Source organism: Rothia sp. P100 (genome assembly GCF_023712425.1).
In the GTDB taxonomy this organism is placed as follows: domain Bacteria; phylum Actinomycetota; class Actinomycetes; order Actinomycetales; family Micrococcaceae; genus Rothia; species Rothia endophytica.
This window is the reverse complement of the sequence record NZ_JAMAYG010000002.1, coordinates 481,775-503,496: the sequence shown is the minus strand read 5'-3', so window position 1 is coordinate 503,496 and position 21,722 is coordinate 481,775. Positions and strand designations below refer to the sequence as shown.

At 54.8% G+C, this 21,722-nt stretch carries 20 protein-coding genes; all 20 read left to right on the top strand.

Annotated features, from left to right (window positions below):
* The first annotated feature begins 65 nt into the window (after nt 1–65).
* The 20 genes from dtd (at nt 66) to carB (ending at nt 21,719) form a co-directional block, all read left to right on the top strand.
* Nucleotides 66–500, top strand: coding sequence for a D-aminoacyl-tRNA deacylase (dtd, locus tag M3668_RS07190; RefSeq protein ID WP_251380141.1), 435 nt, complete (start codon nt 66–68; stop codon nt 498–500).
* Nucleotides 501–535: 35 nt separating this feature from the next.
* Nucleotides 536–1,942, top strand: coding sequence for a replication-associated recombination protein A (locus M3668_RS07185; protein WP_502948957.1), 1,407 nt, complete (start codon nt 536–538; stop codon nt 1,940–1,942).
* Between the two features lie 272 nt (nt 1,943–2,214).
* Nucleotides 2,215–2,847 carry a 30S ribosomal protein S4 gene (gene rpsD / locus M3668_RS07180; RefSeq protein ID WP_251380140.1) on the top strand — a complete coding sequence of 211 codons (633 nt, stop codon included), beginning with the start codon at nt 2,215–2,217 and terminating at the stop codon, nt 2,845–2,847.
* A 223-nt stretch (nt 2,848–3,070) separates the two neighbouring features.
* A complete protein-coding gene (locus M3668_RS07175; RefSeq protein ID WP_237203660.1) occupies nt 3,071–3,451 on the top strand; it encodes a DUF948 domain-containing protein in 381 nt (126 codons plus the stop codon).
* 2 nt (nt 3,452–3,453) lie between these two features.
* Entirely contained in the window at nt 3,454–3,930 is a 477-nt protein-coding gene (locus M3668_RS07170) for a peptide chain release factor 4 (RefSeq protein ID WP_251380139.1), read from the top strand.
* 45 nt (nt 3,931–3,975) lie between these two features.
* Nucleotides 3,976–6,663: an alanine--tRNA ligase gene (gene alaS, locus M3668_RS07165; protein ID WP_251380138.1), complete on the top strand. Its 2,688-nt coding sequence runs from the start codon at nt 3,976–3,978 to the stop codon at nt 6,661–6,663.
* A gap of 28 nt (nt 6,664–6,691) precedes the next feature.
* Nucleotides 6,692–7,210 carry a Holliday junction resolvase RuvX gene (gene ruvX, locus M3668_RS07160; RefSeq protein ID WP_251380137.1) on the top strand — a complete coding sequence of 173 codons (519 nt, stop codon included), beginning with the start codon at nt 6,692–6,694 and terminating at the stop codon, nt 7,208–7,210.
* Nucleotides 7,203–8,429 carry an endolytic transglycosylase MltG gene (gene mltG / locus M3668_RS07155; RefSeq protein ID WP_251380136.1) on the top strand — a complete coding sequence of 409 codons (1,227 nt, stop codon included), beginning with the start codon at nt 7,203–7,205 and terminating at the stop codon, nt 8,427–8,429. Before ruvX ends, mltG begins: the two co-directional genes overlap by 8 nt.
* Nucleotides 8,430–9,365 carry a shikimate dehydrogenase gene (locus tag M3668_RS07150; RefSeq protein ID WP_251380135.1) on the top strand — a complete coding sequence of 312 codons (936 nt, stop codon included), beginning with the start codon at nt 8,430–8,432 and terminating at the stop codon, nt 9,363–9,365.
* Nucleotides 9,366–9,456: 91 nt separating this feature from the next.
* Nucleotides 9,457–10,671 carry a chorismate synthase gene (gene aroC / locus M3668_RS07145; protein WP_251380134.1) on the top strand — a complete coding sequence of 405 codons (1,215 nt, stop codon included), beginning with the start codon at nt 9,457–9,459 and terminating at the stop codon, nt 10,669–10,671.
* A 3-nt stretch (nt 10,672–10,674) separates the two neighbouring features.
* On the top strand, nt 10,675–11,295 hold the full coding sequence (locus M3668_RS07140; protein ID WP_251380133.1) for a shikimate kinase: 621 nt from the start codon (nt 10,675–10,677) through the stop codon (nt 11,293–11,295).
* Complete coding sequence (gene aroB / locus M3668_RS07135) at nt 11,292–12,386, top strand: 3-dehydroquinate synthase (RefSeq protein WP_251380132.1); 1,095 nt, start codon at nt 11,292–11,294, stop codon at nt 12,384–12,386. The genes M3668_RS07140 and aroB overlap by 4 nt, the downstream gene beginning before the upstream one ends.
* 159 nt (nt 12,387–12,545) lie before the next feature.
* Nucleotides 12,546–13,109, top strand: coding sequence for an elongation factor P (gene efp, locus M3668_RS07130; protein ID WP_251380131.1), 564 nt, complete (start codon nt 12,546–12,548; stop codon nt 13,107–13,109).
* Nucleotides 13,109–13,519: a transcription antitermination factor NusB gene (gene nusB, locus M3668_RS07125; protein ID WP_237203650.1), complete on the top strand. Its 411-nt coding sequence runs from the start codon at nt 13,109–13,111 to the stop codon at nt 13,517–13,519. The genes efp and nusB overlap by 1 nt, the downstream gene beginning before the upstream one ends.
* A gap of 185 nt (nt 13,520–13,704) precedes the next feature.
* Nucleotides 13,705–14,304, top strand: a complete 600-nt coding sequence (gene pyrR / locus M3668_RS07120) for a bifunctional pyr operon transcriptional regulator/uracil phosphoribosyltransferase PyrR (protein WP_251380130.1) — start codon at nt 13,705–13,707, stop codon at nt 14,302–14,304.
* Nucleotides 14,304–15,287, top strand: a complete 984-nt coding sequence (locus M3668_RS07115; RefSeq protein WP_251380129.1) for an aspartate carbamoyltransferase catalytic subunit — start codon at nt 14,304–14,306, stop codon at nt 15,285–15,287. Before pyrR ends, M3668_RS07115 begins: the two co-directional genes overlap by 1 nt.
* Before the next feature lie 27 nt (nt 15,288–15,314).
* Complete coding sequence (locus M3668_RS07110) at nt 15,315–16,634, top strand: dihydroorotase (RefSeq protein WP_251380128.1); 1,320 nt, start codon at nt 15,315–15,317, stop codon at nt 16,632–16,634.
* 18 nt (nt 16,635–16,652) lie between these two features.
* A complete protein-coding gene (locus M3668_RS07105; protein WP_251380127.1) occupies nt 16,653–17,177 on the top strand; it encodes a PH-like domain-containing protein in 525 nt (174 codons plus the stop codon).
* Nucleotides 17,178–17,237: 60 nt separating this feature from the next.
* Nucleotides 17,238–18,401 carry a glutamine-hydrolyzing carbamoyl-phosphate synthase small subunit gene (carA, locus tag M3668_RS07100; protein WP_251380126.1) on the top strand — a complete coding sequence of 388 codons (1,164 nt, stop codon included), beginning with the start codon at nt 17,238–17,240 and terminating at the stop codon, nt 18,399–18,401.
* Nucleotides 18,402–18,410: 9 nt separating this feature from the next.
* Nucleotides 18,411–21,719: a carbamoyl-phosphate synthase large subunit gene (carB, locus tag M3668_RS07095; protein WP_251380125.1), complete on the top strand. Its 3,309-nt coding sequence runs from the start codon at nt 18,411–18,413 to the stop codon at nt 21,717–21,719.
* Nucleotides 21,720–21,722: the final 3 nt, after the last annotated feature.

Here is a 21,722-nt window from a genome sequence, read left to right as displayed (position 1 = left end):
AGAAGACCGGAGTGGTAGAACATGACAAAATAGGGGAGTAAGGCAGAGTCAACGGCAGGGGAATAATGCGCGTAGTTCTTCAAAGAGTCACCTCAGCAGCAGTGACCGTTGATGGGCAAACGGTAGGCTCTATCGACCGGCCAGGCTTGCTGGCATTAGTGGGTATCACCCACGATGACGGCGAGACACAGGTGCAGAAACTTGCTGAGAAAACCGCCCAGCTTAGGCTTCTAGAGGGCGAGGTCTCTTGTCTGGATGCTGGTGCCCCGGTGCTGGCCGTCAGCCAGTTCACCCTCTACGCCGATTCCAAGAAAGGGCGGCGCCCCTCATGGTCTAAAGCTGCCCCAGCCCCGGTATCTGAGCCCCTTTTTAATAGCTATGTTGAGGCTTTACGGGCCCTGGGACTCAAGGTTGAGACGGGTGTCTTCGGCGCCCAGATGCAGGTAAGTCTCACCAACGATGGCCCTGTGACCCTTATTCTTGATACCGACCAGCTGTAGCCACACCAGCAGCCAACAGCAGATACGAGGACGCCGTGGATAGCTCCCTTTTTACGTTCAACGACCAGCCCGATGACGGCAACGAGTCCCAGGGCAACTTGACCCGCCGCGAACGAGCTCCGCTAGCTGTGCGCATGCGGCCTCGAACTCTGGACGAGGTGGTGGGGCAGAGTCACTTGCTTAAGGCGGGCTCACCTTTGCGGGTTCTAGCGGGGGAGTCTGCGGGTCCAGGTGGGCCATCTTCCGTCATTCTCTGGGGTCCACCCGGTACCGGCAAAACAACCCTAGCTAACGTGATAGCTCGTGGCGTTGGCCGCAAGTTCGTTGAACTCTCTGCAATCACTGCGGGGGTCAAAGACGTCCGCGCGGTCATGGAACAGGCGCTTGAAGACAGAGACTACCGCGGTATCACCACCATTTTGTTCTTGGACGAGATTCACCGCTTTACCAAGGCTCAACAGGATGCCCTGCTACCGGGGGTTGAGAACCGTTGGGTAGTTCTCATTGCAGCCACCACGGAGAACCCCTCCTTCAGCGTCATATCGCCCCTGCTCTCCCGCTCCATTCTGCTGACCTTGCAGGGTCTGACTGATGGGGATATTGCTGATCTGCTGGACAGGGCTTTGAAGGACCCGCGAGGTTTCAGTGGAACCCTCACTCTCGAAGCTGTCGCGAAAGATCACCTGGTAAAGCTGGCTATGGGGGATGCCCGCAAGGCTCTAACCAGCCTAGAGGCTGCTGCAGCCCAGGCTTTTGGGCAGGCCGAGGCCGAGAACCGGGACTACAGCGTCCAGAAACCATTACAGCTCACCATCGAGCACGCTGAGCAGGCGCTCAATCAGAGTGCACTGCGCTATGACCGAAATGGGGACCAGCACTACGACGTCACCAGTGCCTTCATCAAATCAATTCGTGGTTCAGATCCCGATGCGGCCCTGCATTACTTAGCGCGCATGATTGTGGCTGGTGAGGACCCTCGCTTTATTGCACGGCGGCTAATCGTTCACGCCAGTGAAGACATCGGCATGGCAGATCCGAGCGCCCTAACTGCTGCTGTCAACGCGGCTCAAGCCGTCCAACTAGTGGGTCTGCCCGAGGCGAGGATTAATCTGGCTCAGGCCACCATTCACCTAGCTACAGCACCTAAGTCAAATGCGGTCATATCGGCGATTGACTCAGCCATAGCTGATGTCAAAAACGGTAACGCGGGTGTGGTCCCCCTTCACCTGCGAGATGCCCATTACCCCGGCGCAAGCCAACTGGGGCACGGGCGTGGTTATATTTACCCCCACCATGAACCGAACGGTGTCGCCGCTCAATCCTACCTACCTGAAACCCTCGGTGGCACTCGGTACTATGCACCCACGTCCTTTGGCCACGAACGCGCGCTCAAAGACCGTCTGGACGCCATCAATCAAATTCTGGGCAAAAATGAGCGGTAGGGACGCCAGGGTCAGCAAGAACACAACAACACAAGTGAAGGCCTCGTAGCAGAGGGTAAAGGCTTGAGGTACAGTTAGTACGGTCTGGCAGGCTACCCAAAACGCGGGCTTCTGAAAAGAAACCTGATCACCGGGTAAATCGTAGTTGTTTGAGTGCGGCTGCTCGCAACTCTCCACCACCCAAAACGTGGGTGGTTACCGGAGGCCAAGACAACAGAACAAATGGTTCCTTCCACGCAGGGGGAACCAACCGCTAATGAAAGGTAACAGCTGTGGCAAACCACAACCGTACCCGCCGTACCGTGCGTCAGTCACGTGCACTCGGCATTGCACTGACCCCAAAGGCAGAAAAGTACTTCGAGCGTCGCCCTTACGGCCCCGGCCAGCACGGTCGCGCCCGTAAGAAGGCTGACTCGAACTATGCAGTACAGCTGAAGGAAAAGCAGCGTCTGCGCGCACAGTACAACATCCGTGAAGCTCAGATGCGTCGCGCTTACCTCGAAGCTAAGCGCATTGAGGGTCAGACCGGTAAGAACCTGGTTGAAATCCTCGAAACCCGCCTCGACGCACTTGTCCTGCGCTCAGGTTTCACCCGCACCATCGCTCAGGCTCGCCAGGCAGTCGTTCACCGTCACATCATGGTTGATGGCGTTCGCGTTGACCGCCCCTCATTCCGCGTCAAGCCCGGTCAGCTGATTCACGTTCACCCCAAGAGCGAGAAGATGGCACCCTTCCAGGTTGCAGCCACCGGCGCACACCAGGATGTTCTGCCCGATACTCCTCCTTACCTGAACGTTGAGATCGAGAAGCTCCACGCTAAGCTTGAGCGTGCACCCAAGCGCGAAGAAATTCCCGTCATCTGCGAAGAGCAGCTGGTTGTTGAATACTACTCACGCCTTGCATAAGCAATAGCTCCTAAAGGTCCGTACCACTTAACTGTGGTGCGGGCCTTTTTTGTGAGGTTTACCAGTGATTGGTTTGCAGAAGTGAAACTAAACCTTGGGTGATGTGATGGGGACTTACCTTTTGGGAACACCAAAAAATAACGCTTCTCGCCACAGGTCAAGTAGTATTGTTATCAATTCGTGCTCTTTTAAGAGCAGTTAGCCAGTCGAGAAAGAGGTGCCCGTGAGTGGTGCAGACATAGCAGGTCTCATAGCAGCAGGTGTTTTTGCTGTACTGGTTGCCTTGCTGGCGTTACCTATCCTGAAACTGGGTAAGGTTTTTGACGAACTCACGCTCACCATCAGAAGCCTGAACAACGAAACCACACCTCTCATTGGTGAGGTAACCAAAACGGTTGCTAGCACTAATGCTCAGCTGGATAAGGTGGATAGCATTACAAGCAATGTTTCTGATGCCTCAGCAAACGTCTCAGCGCTCTCATCCTTGGTAACCTCAACCGTAGGTCAGCCGCTGATTAAGGTGGCCTCCTTCTCTCACGGGTTACGTAAAGCTGTTAAAGGCGATGGGCCAGCTAGCCGGCCTCGCCACCCGGAGGCTGAGTAAAAGTGTCCTTCTGGAAGAATGCTCTGCTCATTGCCGGTGGTGCCGCTGCTGGCTATTTAGCTTCTCGCTCCCAAGAGAAGGTATCTAGTCAATCAGCAGAGTTAACGCTACGCTCTGAGCGTGCTCTGCAAAATTTTGTTGGTAAGGATGCAGCTGTGGCTCAATTCTTTGACTCTAAATATGGGGCTCCCTTCAAGGCCTCGGCGCTGAGCCTCGTGCGCTTCACCGCTAACGTCAAAGCTGGCATGGATGAAAAAGAAGCTGAGCTTAAGCAGCGTTTTGAAGAACAAAAACAAGAAACACGTCCGGGATCAATCGATACCTGGGAACAGGGCCAAGGCTCCAACCGACGCATTGAGACCTATGGCAGCGACGGTGTTTTAGAGGGTTCGCTAAGCCAAGCACCAGAGACGGAAGCTGATGCCCGTAAGAGGCGTCTGGCACGAGACGCCGATCTCGGCACAGACTTTTTCTCATAAACTTATTCATCATTTTAGGTAACGAACGTTAGGAAAACAGCTTCGATGCTTTCACAGGAAATCTCAAAGCGCTGGATCGAATTTTTCGAGAAGCGCGGGCACACCGTAGTTCCCTCAGCTTCGCTGGTATCAAACGAGCCCGGTGCAATGTTTACCATCGCCGGTATGGTGCCCTTTATTCCTTACTTCCTGGGGCGCGAAACTCCCAGCTTCTCCCGCGCAACCAGCGTCCAGAAGTGTATCCGCACCCTGGATATTGAAGAGGTCGGTAAGACCGCCCGCCACGGAACCTTCTTCCAGATGGCCGGCAATTTCTCATTTGGTGACTACTTCAAGAAAGAGGTTATTCCCTGGGCCTACGAGCTGCTGACCTCCTCAGTTCAAGACGGCGGCTATGGTCTAGATGCTGAACGCCTCTGGGTTACTGTCTACGAGGGAGACGACGAAGCCTACGATATCTGGGTTAACGATGTGAAGTTCCCCGCCGAGCGTATCCAGAAGATGGGTATGGCTGAGAACTACTGGTCCACCGGTCAGCCCGGCCCCGCAGGCCCTGACTCCGAAATCTTCTACGACCGTGGCCCGGAATACGGTAAAGAAGGCGGCCCTGCTGCAGATGATGACCGCTACATCGAAATCTGGAACCTGGTTTTCATGCAGTACCAGCGCGGTGAAGGCACCGGTAAGGACAGCTTCGAAATTTTGGGCGAGCTTCCCAAGAAGAACATCGATACCGGTCTGGGCGTAGAGCGTCTGGCTATGCTGCTGCAGGGAGTAGAAAACTTCTACGAAACTGACCAGGTGCGCCCCGTGCTCGATGCAGCCTCTAAGCTATCCGGTAAAAAGTACCACGGCTCAGAAAACGCTGAAGATGAGGGTTACATCAACGATGTGCGGATGCGCGTGGTTGCCGACCACATCCGCTCCTCCCTCATGCTCATCGCCGATGGTGTAACTCCCTCCAACGAAGGCCGCGGTTACATCCTGCGCCGCCTTATGCGCCGCGCCATCCGCGCAATGCGCCTGCTGGGTGTTACCGATCCCTGCCTACCCGTGCTTTTCCCCGCTTCTCGCGATGCCATGGCGGGTGCTTACCCCGTGGTTGCTGAAGACTTCGAACGTATTTCCCGAATCGCCTATGCAGAGGAAAAGGCCTTCCTGAAAACTATCGAGTCAGGCACCGAGCGCCTTGAAGAAGCTGTCAAGATTGCTAAGAGTGCTGGCAAGGGCGAGGTGTCTGGTGCAGACGCTTTTGCCCTGCACGATACCTATGGTTTCCCCATTGATCTAACCCTGGAAATGGCTGAAGAAGCTGGGGTCAAGGTTGACGAGGCACAGTTCCGCTCTTTGATGGAGGAACAGCGCCACCGCGCTCAGGCTGACGCCAAAGCAAAGAAGGGTTCTTTCGCTGATCTTTCGGCCTTGCGCGAGCTAGTCGATGAGCGCCCCTCAATCTTTACCGGTTATAACGAACTGCGCACCGAAACCACCCTGCGAGCTATCCTGGTGGACGGAGTCAGCGTCCCTGCCGCTCGTGCGGGGGATCAGGTTGAGATTGTTCTTGATGAGACCCCCTTCTACGCTGAAGCTGGTGGCCAGGCTGCCGATACCGGTGTTATTACCGGAAATGGTTTTGTGCTTGATGTTTCGGATGTTCAGCAGCCGGTTAAGGGACTCTCGGTTCACCGCGCTACCGTGCGTGAGGGCGAGGTTGTCGCTGGCTCCGCTGTTGTGGCTCAGGTTGATGTACAGCGCCGTGCTGATGGCGAAAAAGCTCACTCTGGCACGCACATTATCCACGCAGCTTTGCACCAGGTGCTCGGTAATGAGGCAACCCAGCGCGGCTCCTATAACAAGGAGGGTTACCTGCGCTTTGACTTTGCCTGGGGCGAAGGCCTATCAGATGCTGCTAAGCATGAGGTAGAAGAGGTCGCCAACACCGCAATCCGAGATAACTTCGAGACCATCACCCGCGAAATGTCACTGGATGAGGCTAAGAACCTGGGCGCCACCATGCTCTTCGGTGAAAAGTACGGCGATTCCGTGCGTGTGGTTGAAATGGGCGGGGAGTTCTCCCGCGAACTGTGCGGTGGCACCCACGTCGATTCGACCGCTCAGATTGGCTCACTGACCTTGCTCACCGAGCAGTCTGTTGGTTCGGGCAACCGCCGCGTTGAGGCTCTCGTTGGTTTGGACTCTTTCAATCATCTGGCTGCTGAGCGCACCCTAGTCAATCAGTTGACCGGCATGATGAAGGTCCAGTCCTCAGCAGACCTCCCCGAAAAGTTGAGCCAGACTCTGGCTAAGCTGAAGGAAGCTGAGAAGGAACTGACGAAGCTTCGCAAGGAAAAGTTGCAGGCAGAGGCCGGCAGACTCACCGAGTCCGCAGAAATGCTGGGCGGTGTGCGCACTCTCTTGCACAATGCCGGTGAACTTGATGCTAACGGCGTTCGTGACCTAGCCCTTGACCTTCGCTCTCGCCTGGGTGAAGAGGCGGCAACTGTTGCCGTAACCGGCGTCAATAATGACCGGCCCGTGATTCTGGTTGCTACCAACCAGGCTGCCCGCGACGCCGGCGTTAAGGCCGGTGCGCTGGTACGTATTGCTGCCGGTATACTCGGTGGTGGCGGCGGTGGTAAGGACGATGTCGCTCAGGGTGGCGGTCAGGATGCCTCCAAGATTGATGCCGCCTTCACGGCAATCCGCTCAGCAATCACAGAGCTCGGAGCTTAACCCCGTGAGTTTCACTAGGGGCCGTCGTATGGGGGTTGACGTGGGCAATGCCCGCGTCGGCCTAGCCCTGTGCGATCCAGATGGGATTCTTGCGACGCCTCTGAAAACTCTGCGTCGGGATCTTAAGAAGGATTCCGACCGCAGAGTACTTAGGAAACTCATGGAGGTTCACGAAGTAACCGAGGTTTTCGTGGGTCTGCCGCGTACCATGAAAGGTGGGGAAAGCCCATCGACTGTCATGGCGCGCGACTATGCAGAGCATCTTGCTGCTGAGCTAGCCGCGGAAGACCGACTAACTCCCATATGGCTCATCGATGAGAGGCTGACTACGGTGAGCGCTCATCGAGCGCTGCACGAGGCCGGGGTATCATCTCGGGACTTCAAGACGATGGTTGATCAAGTAGCTGCGGTCAACATCCTGCAGTCAGCCTTAGATACCATCAAAGCCGGTCAACAACTAGCTGGCTACCGGGTGGATCCAAAGGGACCTCTCAACTCACAAGACTCAACCGTATACAACGACGAAACGGAGAACCCGAATGCCTGAAAACTCGAGTTCTAACCGCCCGCCGCGCCCCTCACGACCCACCAGAGATCATCAAACCGATTTGGGGGGTATCCTTGGGCGATCCTCCGAAACTGCCCACGATGGTTTCATGGGGATTGAGGTTGAGCAGGATGAAGTTACTTCAGAAGAACGTCAGCGTGTAAAACGCCGTAGCCGCAATGCTGTTACTTCGGCTGTACTTGTCTTTGCCGTTGCGCTGGTGATGGTCGTGGCAATTATTTCTCCTCGCCTGGGATGGTTTGAAAGAAAAGATTACAGCGGCGAGGGGAACGGAACCACCGTCACCTTTACTATTGCTGAAGGCTCTTCGAATATTGGTATCGCTAACTCTCTGGAAGAACAGGGAATTATTGCTAATGCCGGCAGGTTCTTGGAAGTCTACTCGGAGACAACTTCTGATCAGTTTTTCCAGCCAGGGGAGTACGAGCTTCAAAAGGAGATGAGTAGCTCTGCTGCTCTCAACGAGCTACTTAACCTGGATGAGGCGAACACCAATTATGTTGCTGTTTCCCGCACCTGGCGTATGGATGAAACATTTGACGCCCTGGCAAAGGGCACCGGTATCAGTGCCGGTGAATTTGAGTCTCTGGGCAACTCACCTGATGTCTTTGGTATTCCTTCTAACTTCCCAACGATTGAGGGTTTCTTGTACCCCGGTGAATATCGCTTCGCCAAGGATGCGACCGCCGAAGAGATTCTGCAGACCATGGTTGATCAAACCAAGGAACAGCTTGAGGCTAATGGAGTGACCGGTGACGACCGTATTTTCCATGTACTGACTGTTGCCTCCATCCTAGAGTTTGAAGGTATCGAGAAAGACTACGCACCCATCGCCGGCGCTATTGAAAACCGCTTGAATAACCCAGACGGTGAGACATCTGGCTATCTGCAGTCTGACGCCACCGTGGCCTACGGCCTAGGGATTAAGAGCTACCACATTTCCGATGAGCAGAAAGCAGACTCCTCGAACAAGTACAACACCTTCTACTACAAGGGATTACCTGAGGGCCCGATCGGTTCACCCGGTGAAACCGCTATCAAGGCTGCTGCTAACCCCGAGAAGAATGACTACTACTTCTGGGTGACTGTAGACCTCTTCACCGGTGAGACGCTCTTTGCTGAAACGTATGAAGAGCACCTGGCTAATGTGGAGATTTACGATGAGTTCTGTGCAAATAACAAGAATGTGTGCCAGTAAATGACTCTTCTATCAGGTGTGGGCCCCAAGGCGTTTGTCTTGGGGTCTCCCATTAGCCATAGCAAGTCTCCGCTCCTCCACCAAGCTGCTTACAATGCCCTGGGCGAATCTATTGATTACCAGCGTAAAGAAACTCAGGGGGAAGATCTGCCTGCGGTTTTTGCTCAGCACGGTCCCCACGATGACACCTGTGGTTTCTCTGTGACCATGCCACTCAAAACAGCCATCCTAGACTACTTAGACGAGCTAACTCCCTTCGCTCGGGCAGTCGGTGTAGTCAACACGGTTTACTGGAGGGAGGGAGTCAAAGGGTGGAGCGTTTGGGGACACAACACCGATGTCTCAGGAATTGTGAATGCTCTGAAGACCGCTGGTGCCCCGGCTGAATTGCAGACCGGAGCAATTGTTGGTGGGGGAGGCACGGCGACCGCGGCTCTCGCCGGTTTAGCCTACATGGGGCTTAAGAGGGTAGACGTTTTTGTGCGAAACCCTGCTCGTGCTCAAAGCGTTGTGGAAACGGCTAAGAGGCTAGGTGTCACTGTGCAGTTTGAGCCTTTAGAAGCCTTTTCTCACAGGTGTTCACTCTACGAGGTCAATATTTCTACTCTGCCAGCCGGGGCGGCTGACCACCTAATGTCTGATACCACTTCGTCCCAGAGGACGCAGCTGGGAATTTTGCTCGACGTCACCTATGATCCTTGGCCCTCATCTCTTGCTCAGCTCTGGCAAGAAAGAGGTGGAAAGGTAACCTCTGGCCTAGAAATGTTAATGTATCAGGCCGTTGACCAGGTAAAGCTATTCACGGGGCGTAGTTTAGAAGAGCGGTTACCGAGCGAAGATAAGGTGATAGAGGCGATGCGTAGTTCCGTTGGGCTACCTCCAGCTGAGGTTTCACCGCAGATGGTCTGGGATCCCCTCAAGCTGATTCGCACCTAAAAAGTCCCAAATAACGGCCCCGGTTTGCGCCAACCGGTTAAGTTTGAAAATCTTAGAAGCAATACATACGACAGACGAATGAAGGTGGCAGATGCTACGTTGGCTATCAGCCGGTGAATCACACGGTGAGGCACTGGTAGGAATCATCGAGGGTGTACCAGCTGGAGTCGAGCTCACCAGCGCTATGGTAAGTGACGCTCTGGCCCGCCGACGGCTGGGGTACGGCCGTGGTGCCCGCATGAAATTCGAAGAGGACCGTGTACGCATTCTTGGCGGCGTCCGTCATGGGATGACCCAGGGCGGCCCAGTTGCCCTTGAAATTGCTAATACCGAGTGGCCCAAGTGGGCAGATGTGATGTCATCTGACCCTGTTGACCCCTCCCTGATCGAAGGCCGTGCCCGTAATGCTGCGCTGACGCGCCCGCGCCCTGGCCACGCGGATTTCGCCGGTATGCAAAAGTATGGCTTCGCTGAGTCCCGCCCCGTACTGGAGCGCGCTTCAGCCCGCGAAACCGCAACCCGTGTCGCTCTGGGGGTCGTTGCCTCTCAAATGTTGAAGGCACTCGGTATCTCGCTGGTGAGCCATACCACCGCTATCGCTGAGGTGGCTGCCCCTGTGGACGCGGCGCGTCCGCTCCCTTCGGACCGTGAATACCTGGATGCTGACCCCCTTCGTTGCTTCGATAAGGAAACGAGTGATGCCATGGTTGAGACCATCGACCGTGCCCACAAAGACGGAGAAACACTGGGTGGCGTGGTCGAGGTTCTTGCCTACGGTATGCCCCCGGGCCTAGGTTCTTACGTCCACTGGGATCGGCGACTCGATGCTCGTCTGGCTGCAGCGCTCATGGGTATTCAGGCAATCAAGGGTGTTGAAGTTGGCGACGGTTTCCTCACCGCTGCCCGCCCCGGAACCCGCGCTCACGATGAAATTGTGCCGGGTGAGAATGGTGTCATCCGCCAGTCGAATCGTGCCGGTGGCATCGAAGGGGGTATGAGCATTGGTGACCTTCTGCGCGTACGCGCTGCCATGAAGCCCATCGCTACTGTACCCAAGGCGCTTACTACAATCGATACTTCAACGGGTGAGGCAGCTACAGCCCACCACCAGCGCTCAGACGTTTGTGCTGTCCCTGCTGCAGGCGTGGTCGCCGAAGCTATGGTGGCTCTGGTGCTGGCTGACGCGGCTCTTGAAAAATTCGGTGGCGACAATATCGCTGAGACCCGCCGCAACATGGATTCCTACCTATCAGCTATCCCTGAGTCTTTAGCCTGGGAGTCTAATGTGGCTGGATGGGACAGCTAAACCATGACCCCCCGATCCCGTGAACACGCGATCGATATGACCGGAGGGCTTGCGCCCAACCAGGTGCGCGAGGTGCAGGAAACCTACATCGAGAAATCCCGACCGGTGGTTATCATCGGCCCCATGGCAGCCGGTAAATCTTACATCGGTACGCACCTCGCGCGCTTTTATGGTTATGAGTTCATTGACTCTGATCACCTCATCGTTGATAAATACGGTGAAGTTTCTCAAATCTTCACTGACTTCGGCGAAGATGAGTTTAGGCGCATCGAGGCTGAAGTTATTCGTGAGGTCCTGACGTCCCCGTCCAGAAGGAACACTATTTTTTCTTTGGGTGGGGGAGCTCCTATGACGCCTGAAACGGCGGAACTTCTGCGGGAAGAAACGGTTATTTACATTAAGGTTGATGCAGAGACCGTTGCACCGCGGATTATCCACGGGCGGGCACGCCCGCTTTTGCAACCCAATCCAATTGAAAAATGGTCGGAAATTTTTGAAGCTCGTCGTGAGCGCTTTGAAGAACTGGCTAGCTACACTTTGGACGCCAGGGGTGGTCGCAGTATCTCAGATATGGCGGCTGAAATTCAGAACTTTATCCTTCGATCAAGAAAAGGGCAGGTATGAGCACAGAGGCTAGCACCCGCATCAGCGTGACCGGCAGTCAAGCATCAGAAAACTACGATGTGCTGGTAGGGCATAATTTGCTGGGAGAAATCCCGGGTATCTTAGGCCAGCGCAGCCAGCGTATTTTGGTGATCCACCCGCGTGCTCTGCGGTCGACCGGTGAGCTCGTGATGGAAGATATGCGCAAGGCTGGTTTTGAAGCCTTTTCAGCAGAGATTCCAGACGCTGAGGAGGGCAAGCATATTCAGGTTGCTGCCTTCTGCTGGAAGGTACTGGGGCAAAACGATTTCACCCGCACTGACGCCATTATTTCAGTGGGCGGCGGGTCCGTGAGCGATGTCGCGGGTTTCGTTGCAGCCACCTGGCTCAGGGGTATCAGGGTTATTCATATCCCCACTACACTCCTAGGCATGGTGGACGCCGCAGTAGGCGGTAAAACAGGCATCAATACCGCTGAGGGCAAGAACCTGGTGGGCGCCTTTTACCCCCCCGCTGCTGTTCTTTGCGAATTGGGTGTGCTAAGAACTCTGCCTGAATACGAACTGCTCACCGGCATGGCTGAGGTCGTCAAATGCGGGTTTATTGCTGACCCAGAAATCCTGAAACTGATTGAAGATAACCCCGAGAAAATCAGGGATTCTCAGTCTCTGGTTGTTCGCGAGCTGATCGAACGGTCTATCAGAGTAAAAGCTGATGTTGTCTCTGAAGACCTTAAAGAGAGCGGTCGTAGGGAGTTCTTGAACTACGGTCACACGCTGGGCCACGCTATCGAACATGCCGAGCGCTACCAGTGGCGACACGGTGCTGCGGTTGCTGTGGGCATGGTCTTTGCAGCAGAGCTGTCTCTGGCAGCCGGTTACCTGGACGAAGCCACGGTGGACCGTACACGGGCCATCTGCGAATCGTTAGGTTTACCGGTCAGCTACCCGGCAGATCGCTGGAGCAAGCTTCTTGAAACGATGCGTCGTGACAAGAAAACTCGCGGTCACCTGCTGCGATTTGTTGTGCTGGAAGGTCTGGGTAAGCCCCGCATCTATGAAGTACCTGATGAGTCAATCCTCTTTGCAACCTACCAAGAAATAGCTGAGTAGAAATAGGTTGCACCCGCAGGGCGGTCAGCCTATCTGTAGCAAGGGAACAGCTCTGAGGTGAAAAACTCACCCCTGATTGAAGCAAGCAGGGGAGTGAGCAGGTAGACTTGACCACGGTTTACCCCATGCTTATTGAAAATTTATTGTGAGGAGAGTCTGTTGGCTACTACCGCAGATATCAAGAACGGTGTTGTTCTCAAGATTGATGGCAACCTCTGGTCCATCATTGAGTTTCAGCACGTGAAACCCGGTAAGGGTGGCGCATTCGTACGCACCAAGATGCGTAACATAACCTCCGGCAAGGTAGTTGATAAGACTTTTAACGCTGGCGCAAAAATCGAAACTGCAACCGTTGATCGCTCTGATTACCAGTACCTCTACCAGGATGGTACCGACTACGTCTTCATGGATATGAAGACCTACGACCAGATTAACGTTTCAGAGACTGTTGTTGGCGATGCCGCTAAGTTCATGCTGGAGAACCAGACTGCAACTATCGCAATGCATGAAGGCTCACCTCTCTACATTGAGCTTCCCGCCTCAGTCGTTCTCGAAATCACCTACACCGAACCCGGGCTGCAGGGCGACCGCTCAACCGGTGGTACCAAGCCCGCAACCGTTGAAACCGGTGCTGAAATTCAGGTCCCTCTTTTCCTAGAAACCGGCACTAAGGTTAAAGTTGATACCCGTACCGGCGATTACCTCGGTCGCGTTAACGACTAATGAATTCAAGAACTAAAGCTAGACTTCGCGCGCTAGAGGTTCTTTTTGAGGCTGAGCAGCGCGGTGAGGGCGTCATTGATGTTCTCACCAGTCGCAGGCTTCACACCTCAGCGCAAATATCCCTCTACTCTGAGCAGATTGTTCGAGGGGTTCGTGACCGTGAAGAGGAAATCCGTGAGTACATTGAGACATACTCACAGGACTGGACTATGGACCGTATGCCCAGCGTGGACCGTATTGTTCTACTGATTGGTGCTTGGGAACTGCTCTTCAATGATGAGATTCCTGATGCAGTTGCCATCTCAGAAGCAACTGGTTTGGCACGCATGCTCTCCACCGACGACTCACCCAAGTTCGTCAACGGTTTGCTAGACCGCCTGCGCCAGGTTAAACCAACTCTCCTTGCTTAACTACTCATGAGTGCCGCACCTTTTCCGGTGCGGCACTTTTTGTGTCTTAATACTTCTCAAGGTGTGACTTGGCGTTTTATACAGCGAGCAACACTTTGTGTGAAAAGAGATGCCCATGATAAGTTTGGTCTACGACAGCAACCTTTAAGTCCGTCCTGTGAGGCGGGGAAGGAGGCCGGCAACCAATGAGCGATACCAGAAGTGTGTTTTCAGCAGGGTCACAACGTGTGATTCTGGAGTCTGCCGACATCGACCGCGCGCTAACTCGAATAGCGCATGAAATTCTTGAGGCTAATAGGGGTGCCCAGAACCTGGTCATCTTGGGCATACCGCGCCGCGGTTACCCGCTAGCACAGCGACTAGCCCAAAAAATCTCTGATACTGATGCATCCTTCAACCCGGCAATGTCGCTGGGTCAGCTAGATATAACAATGTATCGTGACGATTTACGCTCTAGGCCAGGGCGAACCCTCGAACCTACACATCTGCCACCTCTTGGCCTTGATGGTAAGAATGTTTACCTGATTGATGATGTGCTTTTCTCAGGCCGTACTATTCGTGCAGCTCTTGATGCTTTACAGGATTACGGACGTCCCGCCTGCGTACGCCTGGCAGTTCTCGTTGACAGGGGCCACCGCCAACTACCTATCAGGGCGGATCATGTAGGCAAGAACCTACCCACTAACTCAGATGAATCGGTCAAAGTTCTCTTGGAGCCCATTGATGGTGTAGCCGATCAGGTGGTTATTATTCAGCCGGTTGAAGGTACAGGGGAACATCTCTAATGCGTCATTTGCTCGATACTAAAGACCTCAGCCTGGCTGATGCTCTGAACATCCTTGATACAGCCGACTACATGGGTGAAATTGGTCAGCGCGAAGTAAAAAAATTGCCAGTTCTTCAGGGCCGTACCGTGGTTAACCTCTTCTTCGAGGACTCCACCCGAACCCGTCTTTCCTTTGAAGCGGCAGAGAAGCGCCTGTCAGCTGACATCATTAACTTCTCAGCCAAAGGTTCATCTGTTTCTAAGGGTGAATCGCTTAAAGATACTGCTCAGACCCTGGCTGCGATCAATGCAGATGCTGTTGTCATTAGGCACGGCGCTTCTGGCGCTCCTCAGCGTTTAGCTGAGGCTGGGTGGATTGATGTTCCTGTTCTCAACGCCGGCGATGGAACCCATGCCCACCCTACCCAGGCACTGCTTGATGCTATGACCCTGCGCCAGTTCCGTGCTCAAACCACGGGGGCCGAAACCAGGGGGCTCACTCTTGAGGGGATGCGCGTCGCTATAGTGGGCGACATCCTGCATTCCAGGGTGGCGCGTTCTAACCTCTGGCTTCTGACAACTCTGGGGGCGCAGGTTAAGTTTGTCGCTCCACCTACTCTTTTACCGGTAGAAACAGAAGACTGGCCCTGCGAAATTTTCTATAACTTCGATGAAGCCATTGAATCTGGGGTGGATGCTGTCATGATGCTACGCATCCAAAAAGAGCGCATGCATAACGCCTTCTTCCCCAGCAGTGAGGAATACTCAAGACTGTGGGGCCTGACACCAGAACGCTTTGCTCGGCTGGACGCAGCGGACCATGAGACCGCTGTGCTTCACCCTGGCCCAATGAACCGCGGTTTAGAAATTAGCGCTGAAGCAGCTGACTCAGACCGTTCATGGGTGCTACGACAGGTCACCAACGGGGTTTCTGTGCGCATGGCAGCACTCTACCTCCTGATGACCGGTGGCAAATCAGCCGACTTTTACCCTGGCGCCTAAACGTGAGAATGAAGAAAAGAGAAGACCGTGACTAAACCATCAACCTATCTAATCAAGGGCGCTTCACTGCTGGGCGAACGCGAGGCGGACATCCTCATTCGTGACGGTCTGATTGCTGAAGTAGGGGCTGACGTGTCATCGCCTGAAGCAGACATCATTGACGCTAAGGGTCTTATTGCTCTGCCCGGTCTCGTTGATTTGCACACCCATTTGCGGGAACCAGGCTTGGAAGATGCTGAGACCGTAGAAACCGGTAGCCGTGCTGCGGCCCTGGGTGGTTACACCGCTGTATTTGCTATGGCTAATTCCAACCCGGTAGCCGATACTGCCGGTGTGGTTGAACAGGTTTACGAGCTGGGCAGGAAATCAGGTTGGACCGAGGTGCAGCCCATCGGTGCCGTTACCGCAGGTCTCGCCGGTGAGCGCCTGTCTGAGATCGGAGCTATGGCAGAATCTCGCGCCAAAGTGCGAGTATTCTCTGATGATGGCATGTGCGTGTGGGATCCGGCCCTTATGCGCCGAGCCCTTGAATACGTTAAAACTTTCAACGGTGTTGTTGCACAGCATGCTCAGGAGCCCCGTCTAACCGAGGGCGCTCAGATGAACGAAGGTAAAGTCTCTGCAGAGCTTGGCCTTGCTGGCTGGCCAGCTGTGGCAGAAGAGTCAATTATTGCCAGGGATGTTTTATTGGCGGAGCATGTGGGTTCACGTCTGCATATTTGCCACCTTTCCACTAAGGGATCGGTTGAAATCGTTCGTTGGGCAAAAGAACGCGGTATTGATGTTACCGCTGAGGCAACCCCCCACCACCTGCTACTGACCGATGAACTCGTGCGCACCTACGACCCTGTCTACAAGGTCAACCCGCCCCTGCGCACTGAAGAAGATGTGATGGCTCTGCGTCAGGCTATTGCGGACGGAATCATCGATATTATTGGCACCGATCATGCGCCTCACCCCACCGAATCTAAGGATTGCGAGTGGGCGTGTGCTGCCAACGGTATGACCGGGCTAGAACAGGCTCTATCGATTGTCCAGAAAACTCTGGTTGATACCGGGCTCATTTCCTGGGCTGATGTGGCTCGTATCATGAGCGCTAAACCAGCTGAAATTGGCCTGGCAACGGGGCAGGGGCGTCCACTGGAAGCCGGCGAACCAGCCAACCTGGTTTTGGTTGACCCCGCCGCGACTCGCACCATTGACCCCCAGGCTCAAGCCACCAAGGGCAAGAACAACCCCTACCGGGGTTTGGAAGTCCCAGGTGCCGTCATGGCAACCTTCTATGGGGGTCACCCGGTGGTTAAAGACGGCAAGCTGACCACTCCCGTGACCCACGTTGGCAACTAGGGGATCGAAGGTAGATTTGTGGACAGACTCCTACCACTATCTCTTCTAGTACTGCTCTGTGCCCTAATTTTTTGGGGCATGTGGGCTGGCTGGAAGGGGCGTCAAAAACGTCAGAAAGGCACGGGGGTTCTTGCTCCTGTCCCTGAGCGATACGAGGACGCCGAAAGCCTGCTTGCCGTCCCCGGTGTTTACATTGCCACCACCCATATGGGGGACTGGTTGGACCGTATCGCTACTAACACTCTCGGTGTTAAGGCAGCCGGCACTCTCTTTATCTTCGAGGACGCTGTAGTTATCGCTAGAGATGGCGCTCAAGACCTCTGGGTTCAAGCCAGCGATATTATTGCGGTGCGAACAGAAGCCGGCATGGCCGGTAAGTTCGTGGAGAAAAACGGTCTCGTGATGCTGTCCTGGGACCTCAACGGTACGCCCGTTGATACCGGATTTCGCACCCGTTTTGCAGCCGATAAAAAGACTGTTCTTGACACTATTCAGCAGATTGCACCCCAGGCATTAGAAGAACTACCGGCACCTTCTGCCTAAGTTTATAAATCTTTGGGGTTAAACCCCTACACCCGACCAACCTACGACAGGAAGTACGTGATGACCCAGTTAGCATCTAGCGAGCGTGTAGCGGTTCTCGTATTAGAGGACGGCACAGTGTTCCGCGGCCAGAGCTACGGAGCTACCGGAAGTACCCTCGGTGAAGCAGTATTCTCCACCGGTATGACCGGTTATCAAGAAACCCTAACTGACCCCTCATACGCGGGCCAGATTGTGGTACAGACTGCGCCCCACATCGGCAACACAGGTGTCAATGAAGAAGATGCCGAATCTCGTAAGATTTGGGTTTCAGGCTACGCTGTGCGAGATGCCGCGCGTCGAGCCTCTAATTGGCGCTCTGAGCGCACCCTAGATCAGGAGCTTGTGGAGCAGGGAATTGTTGGGATTCAAGGCATCGACACTCGTGCACTGACCCGCCACCTGCGGAGCGCAGGAGCTATGCGTGCCGGTATTTTTACCGGCAAGGAGGCTCTCGCATCCACCGAGACATTGGTGGAAAAGGTCAAGGCGAGTGCGCAGATGCAGGGGCAGAAACTGGCTGATACGGTATCCATTGATCAGGCTTACACCATCGAACCAGCCGACCAGGGCTGGGAGGGGGAGCCTAAGGCAACCCTGGTTGCCCTGGATCTGGGCATCAAAGCCATGACCCCCAAGCGTTTTGCTGAGCGAGGGGTGCGCGTACACGTCCTACCGGCAACTGCCACTCTAGAGGATATTAAGTCCTACCAGCCGGATGGGGTCTTCTTTTCCAACGGCCCCGGTGACCCGGCGACCGCTGACGACCAGGTTGCCTTGCTTCAGAGCGTCCTGCGCACCGGTACCCCCTTCTTCGGTATCTGCTTCGGCAACCAGTTGCTGGGTCGGGCCCTAGGCTTTGGCACCTACAAGCTTCCCTTCGGTCACCGGGGTATCAACCAGCCGGTCATGGATCGTACCACCGGTAAAGTCGAAATTACCGCCCAGAACCACGGATTTGCTGTGGATGCACCCCTGGACGGCGCAGTTGAAGCCCCCCACGCTGAGTTCGGCAGGGTTGAAGTTTCACACATCGGTCTCAACGACCAGGTAGTTGAAGGGTTACGCTGCCTAGATATCCCAGCTTTTTCTGTGCAGTACCACCCAGAGGCAGCCGCTGGTCCCCACGATGCAGCCTACCTCTTTGACCGTTTTATTGACCTCATGCTTGCGAAGAAGAACTAAGGAAGAACCATGCCCAAACGTCAAGATCTCAACTCTATTCTCGTCATTGGTTCTGGCCCCATCGTTATTGGTCAGGCTGCCGAATTCGATTACTCCGGCACCCAGGCTCTGCGAGTTCTCAAGGAGGAAGGCGTTCGCGTCATCCTGGTTAACTCCAATCCGGCTACCATCATGACAGACCCCGAGTTTGCTGATGCGACCTACATCGAGCCGATTACTACCGAAGTGATTGAAAAGATTATCGCTAAGGAAAAGCCGGATGCGATTCTCCCCACTCTGGGTGGCCAGACCGCCCTCAACGCTGCCATTGCTCTCGATGAGGAGGGAATATTAGAGAAATACAAGGTCGAACTCATTGGCGCTAACATTGAGGCAATTAACCTCGGCGAGGACCGTGAAGCCTTCAAGGGCGTTGTTGAACGTGCCGGCGGCGAGTCTGCAAAGTCAGTCATCGTTCACACCATGGATGAAGCCCTAGAGGCTGCCAAGATCCTTGGCTACCCCATGGTGGTGCGCCCGTCCTTCACCATGGGTGGTCTGGGCTCAGGTATGGCCTACAACGAGGAAGACCTCCACCGTATCGCCGGTGCCGGTATTCAGTACAGCCCCACCAGCGAGGTTCTGCTCGAAGAATCTATTTTGGGCTGGAAAGAATACGAACTTGAAATGATGCGAGACAAGAACGACAACGTAGTGGTCGTTTGCTCCATCGAAAACTTCGACCCCGTTGGTGTGCACACCGGTGACTCCATCACCGTTGCTCCGGCACTCACCCTCACAGACCGCGAATACCAGAAACTTCGCGACATTTCTATTAACGTGATCCGCGAAGTTGGTGTCGACACCGGTGGCTGTAACATTCAGTTCGCAGTTGATCCGGCCACCGGGCGCATTATCGTCATTGAAATGAACCCCCGCGTCTCCCGTTCGTCGGCACTGGCGTCCAAGGCAACAGGTTTCCCGATTGCAAAGATCGCCACCAAGCTTTCCCTGGGCTACACCCTGGATGAAATCCCCAACGACATCACCCAGAAGACCCCGGCGTCCTTTGAACCTACCCTCGACTACGTTGTGGTCAAGGTTCCTCGCTTCGCCTTTGAGAAGTTCCCCGCAGCTGATCCTACGCTGACCACCACTATGAAGTCCGTGGGTGAGGCGATGGCTCTGGGGCGAAACTTTACCGAGGCACTGCAGAAGGCTATGCGCTCCCTGGAGCAGAAGGGTGGAGCCTTCTCCTACGCTAACCCTGAGTTGTCAGCAGAGAAGTTGGCTGACCTCATTGAGAAGTCTAAGACTGCCACTACGGATCGTATTCACCAGGTACAGCGGGCACTTCTAGCGGGAGCTACCGTTGAGCAGATGTTTGAGGCAACCAAGATTGACCCCTGGTTCCTGGACCAGCTGGTGCTGCTCAACGAGGTAGCCGGCGAAATCGCTGCTTCCAAAAACCTCAATGAGGAGTCCCTACGCCTAGCGAAGCGACACGGTTTCTCTGACGCCCAGATTGGCGAGATTCTCAACATGGACGAGGCTGTGGTGCGCGGTATTCGCCACGCACTGGATATTCGCCCCGTCTTCAAGACCGTGGATACCTGTGCAGCCGAGTTTGAGGCATTCACTCCCTACCACTATTCCTCCTATGACATGGAGGATGAGGTCGCACACCACGAGAAGCCCTCAATCATGATTCTGGGTTCTGGGCCCAACCGTATCGGTCAGGGTATCGAGTTCGACTACTCCTGTGTGCACGCTTCGATGGTGTTGCGCGAAGCAGGTTATGAGACCGTTATGGTCAACTGTAACCCTGAGACAGTTTCAACCGACTACGATATCTCAACCCGCCTCTACTTTGAGCCTCTCACCCTGGAAGATGTGCTTGAAGTTGTTGAAGCGGAACGCCGCACCGGTGGGCTGATGGGCGTTTTTGTGCAGCTCGGTGGTCAGACCCCGCTGAAGCTCGCGCAGGAACTCAAGGCAGCTGGAATTCCGATTCTAGGTACCTCACCCGAGGCTATTGACCTCGCCGAAGACCGCGGTGAATTCTCGCGAGTTCTGGAAGATGCCGGTCTTATCTCACCCAAAAACGGCACCGCCTCGACCTTTGAGAACGCCAGGCGAATCGCTGATGACATCGGCTACCCGGTTCTGGTGCGCCCCTCCTACGTTTTGGGGGGTCGCGGTATGGAGATCGTTTACAGCGAAGAACAGCTGGCTCGCTACCTAGAAAATGCGACTGAAGTTTCTCCTTCCCAGCCGGCTCTCATTGATAAGTTCCTTGAAGATGCCGTTGAAATCGACGTTGACGCTCTCTACGACGGCACCGAGCTTTACCTCGGCGGTGTCATGGAACATATTGAAGAAGCTGGCATTCACTCGGGCGACTCTGCCTGCACCTTGCCACCTATCACCCTCAGCCCGGACATCATTGCCAAGGTTGCAGATGCCACCGAACGCATTGCAGCCGGCGTAGGTGTTCGCGGTCTGATCAATATTCAGTTCGCGGTAGCTTCAGATATTCTCTATGTCATCGAAGCTAACCCCCGCGCATCACGCACCGTTCCCTTCGTCTCCAAGGCAACCGGCGTCCAGATGGCTAAGGCAGCCGCCCTCATCGGTACGGGTCAAACCATCAGCCACCTTAAGGAAGAAGGCTACCTGCCTACATCAATGGATGGTGCCAGCCTTCCGGCAGATACAGCAATCGCCGTCAAAGAAGCGGTTCTGCCTTTTAGCCGTTTCCGCACACCGGAAGGTGTCGTCGTGGATTCACTGCTCGGCCCCGAGATGCGCTCAACTGGTGAAGTCATGGGTCTTGACCCGCATTTCGATACCGCTTTTGCTAAGGCTGAAGCATCCGTCGGCTCCTTCTTGCCCACCGAAGGCAAAGTCTTTGTCTCGGTTGCTAACCGCGACAAACGCAACAGCATTATCTACGTAAAGATGCTCCAACAGCTGGGCTTTGACATTGTTTCAACCGGTGGCACCGCTGAGGTTCTGCGTCGCAACGGGGTAAAAGCTCAGGTCGTTTCAAAGATTGCTGAAACAGCTAAGGGTGAGCGCTCCATTGTCGATATGATTCGCGATGGTGAAATCAACCTCATCCTCAACACTCCCTCGGGAGGTCAGGCGCGAGGCGATGGCTATGAAATCCGCGCAGCTGCAACCTCTGTGGGCTGCCCTATCATGACCACGGTCTCTGAGTTTGGTGCTGCTGTTCAGGCTATCAACGCACTACGTGAATACAGCTGGGAAGTGATGAGCCTCCAGGAACACGGGGCATCGATCCGTGAAGCGATTTCTCAGCGTGAGAGTGCATAAGCG

Excerpts from the sequence above, each read along its gene's own strand:
- M3668_RS07115 (WP_251380129.1), top strand. The coding sequence starts at position 14,304 with ATGCGTCATTTGCTCGATACTAAAGACCTCAGCCTGGCTGATGCTCTG.
- carB (WP_251380125.1), top strand. The coding sequence starts at position 18,411 with ATGCCCAAACGTCAAGATCTCAACTCTATTCTCGTCATTGGTTCTGGC.
- dtd (WP_251380141.1), top strand. The coding sequence starts at position 66 with ATGCGCGTAGTTCTTCAAAGAGTCACCTCAGCAGCAGTGACCGTTGAT.
- aroB (WP_251380132.1), top strand. The coding sequence starts at position 11,292 with ATGAGCACAGAGGCTAGCACCCGCATCAGCGTGACCGGCAGTCAAGCA.
- alaS (WP_251380138.1), top strand. The coding sequence starts at position 3,976 with ATGCTTTCACAGGAAATCTCAAAGCGCTGGATCGAATTTTTCGAGAAG.
- mltG (WP_251380136.1), top strand. The coding sequence starts at position 7,203 with ATGCCTGAAAACTCGAGTTCTAACCGCCCGCCGCGCCCCTCACGACCC.
- pyrR (WP_251380130.1), top strand. The coding sequence starts at position 13,705 with ATGAGCGATACCAGAAGTGTGTTTTCAGCAGGGTCACAACGTGTGATT.
- aroC (WP_251380134.1), top strand. The coding sequence starts at position 9,457 with ATGCTACGTTGGCTATCAGCCGGTGAATCACACGGTGAGGCACTGGTA.
- nusB (WP_237203650.1), top strand. The coding sequence starts at position 13,109 with ATGAATTCAAGAACTAAAGCTAGACTTCGCGCGCTAGAGGTTCTTTTT.
- ruvX (WP_251380137.1), top strand. The coding sequence starts at position 6,692 with ATGGGGGTTGACGTGGGCAATGCCCGCGTCGGCCTAGCCCTGTGCGAT.
- M3668_RS07150 (WP_251380135.1), top strand. The coding sequence starts at position 8,430 with ATGACTCTTCTATCAGGTGTGGGCCCCAAGGCGTTTGTCTTGGGGTCT.
- M3668_RS07140 (WP_251380133.1), top strand. The coding sequence starts at position 10,675 with ATGACCCCCCGATCCCGTGAACACGCGATCGATATGACCGGAGGGCTT.
- carA (WP_251380126.1), top strand. The coding sequence starts at position 17,238 with ATGACCCAGTTAGCATCTAGCGAGCGTGTAGCGGTTCTCGTATTAGAG.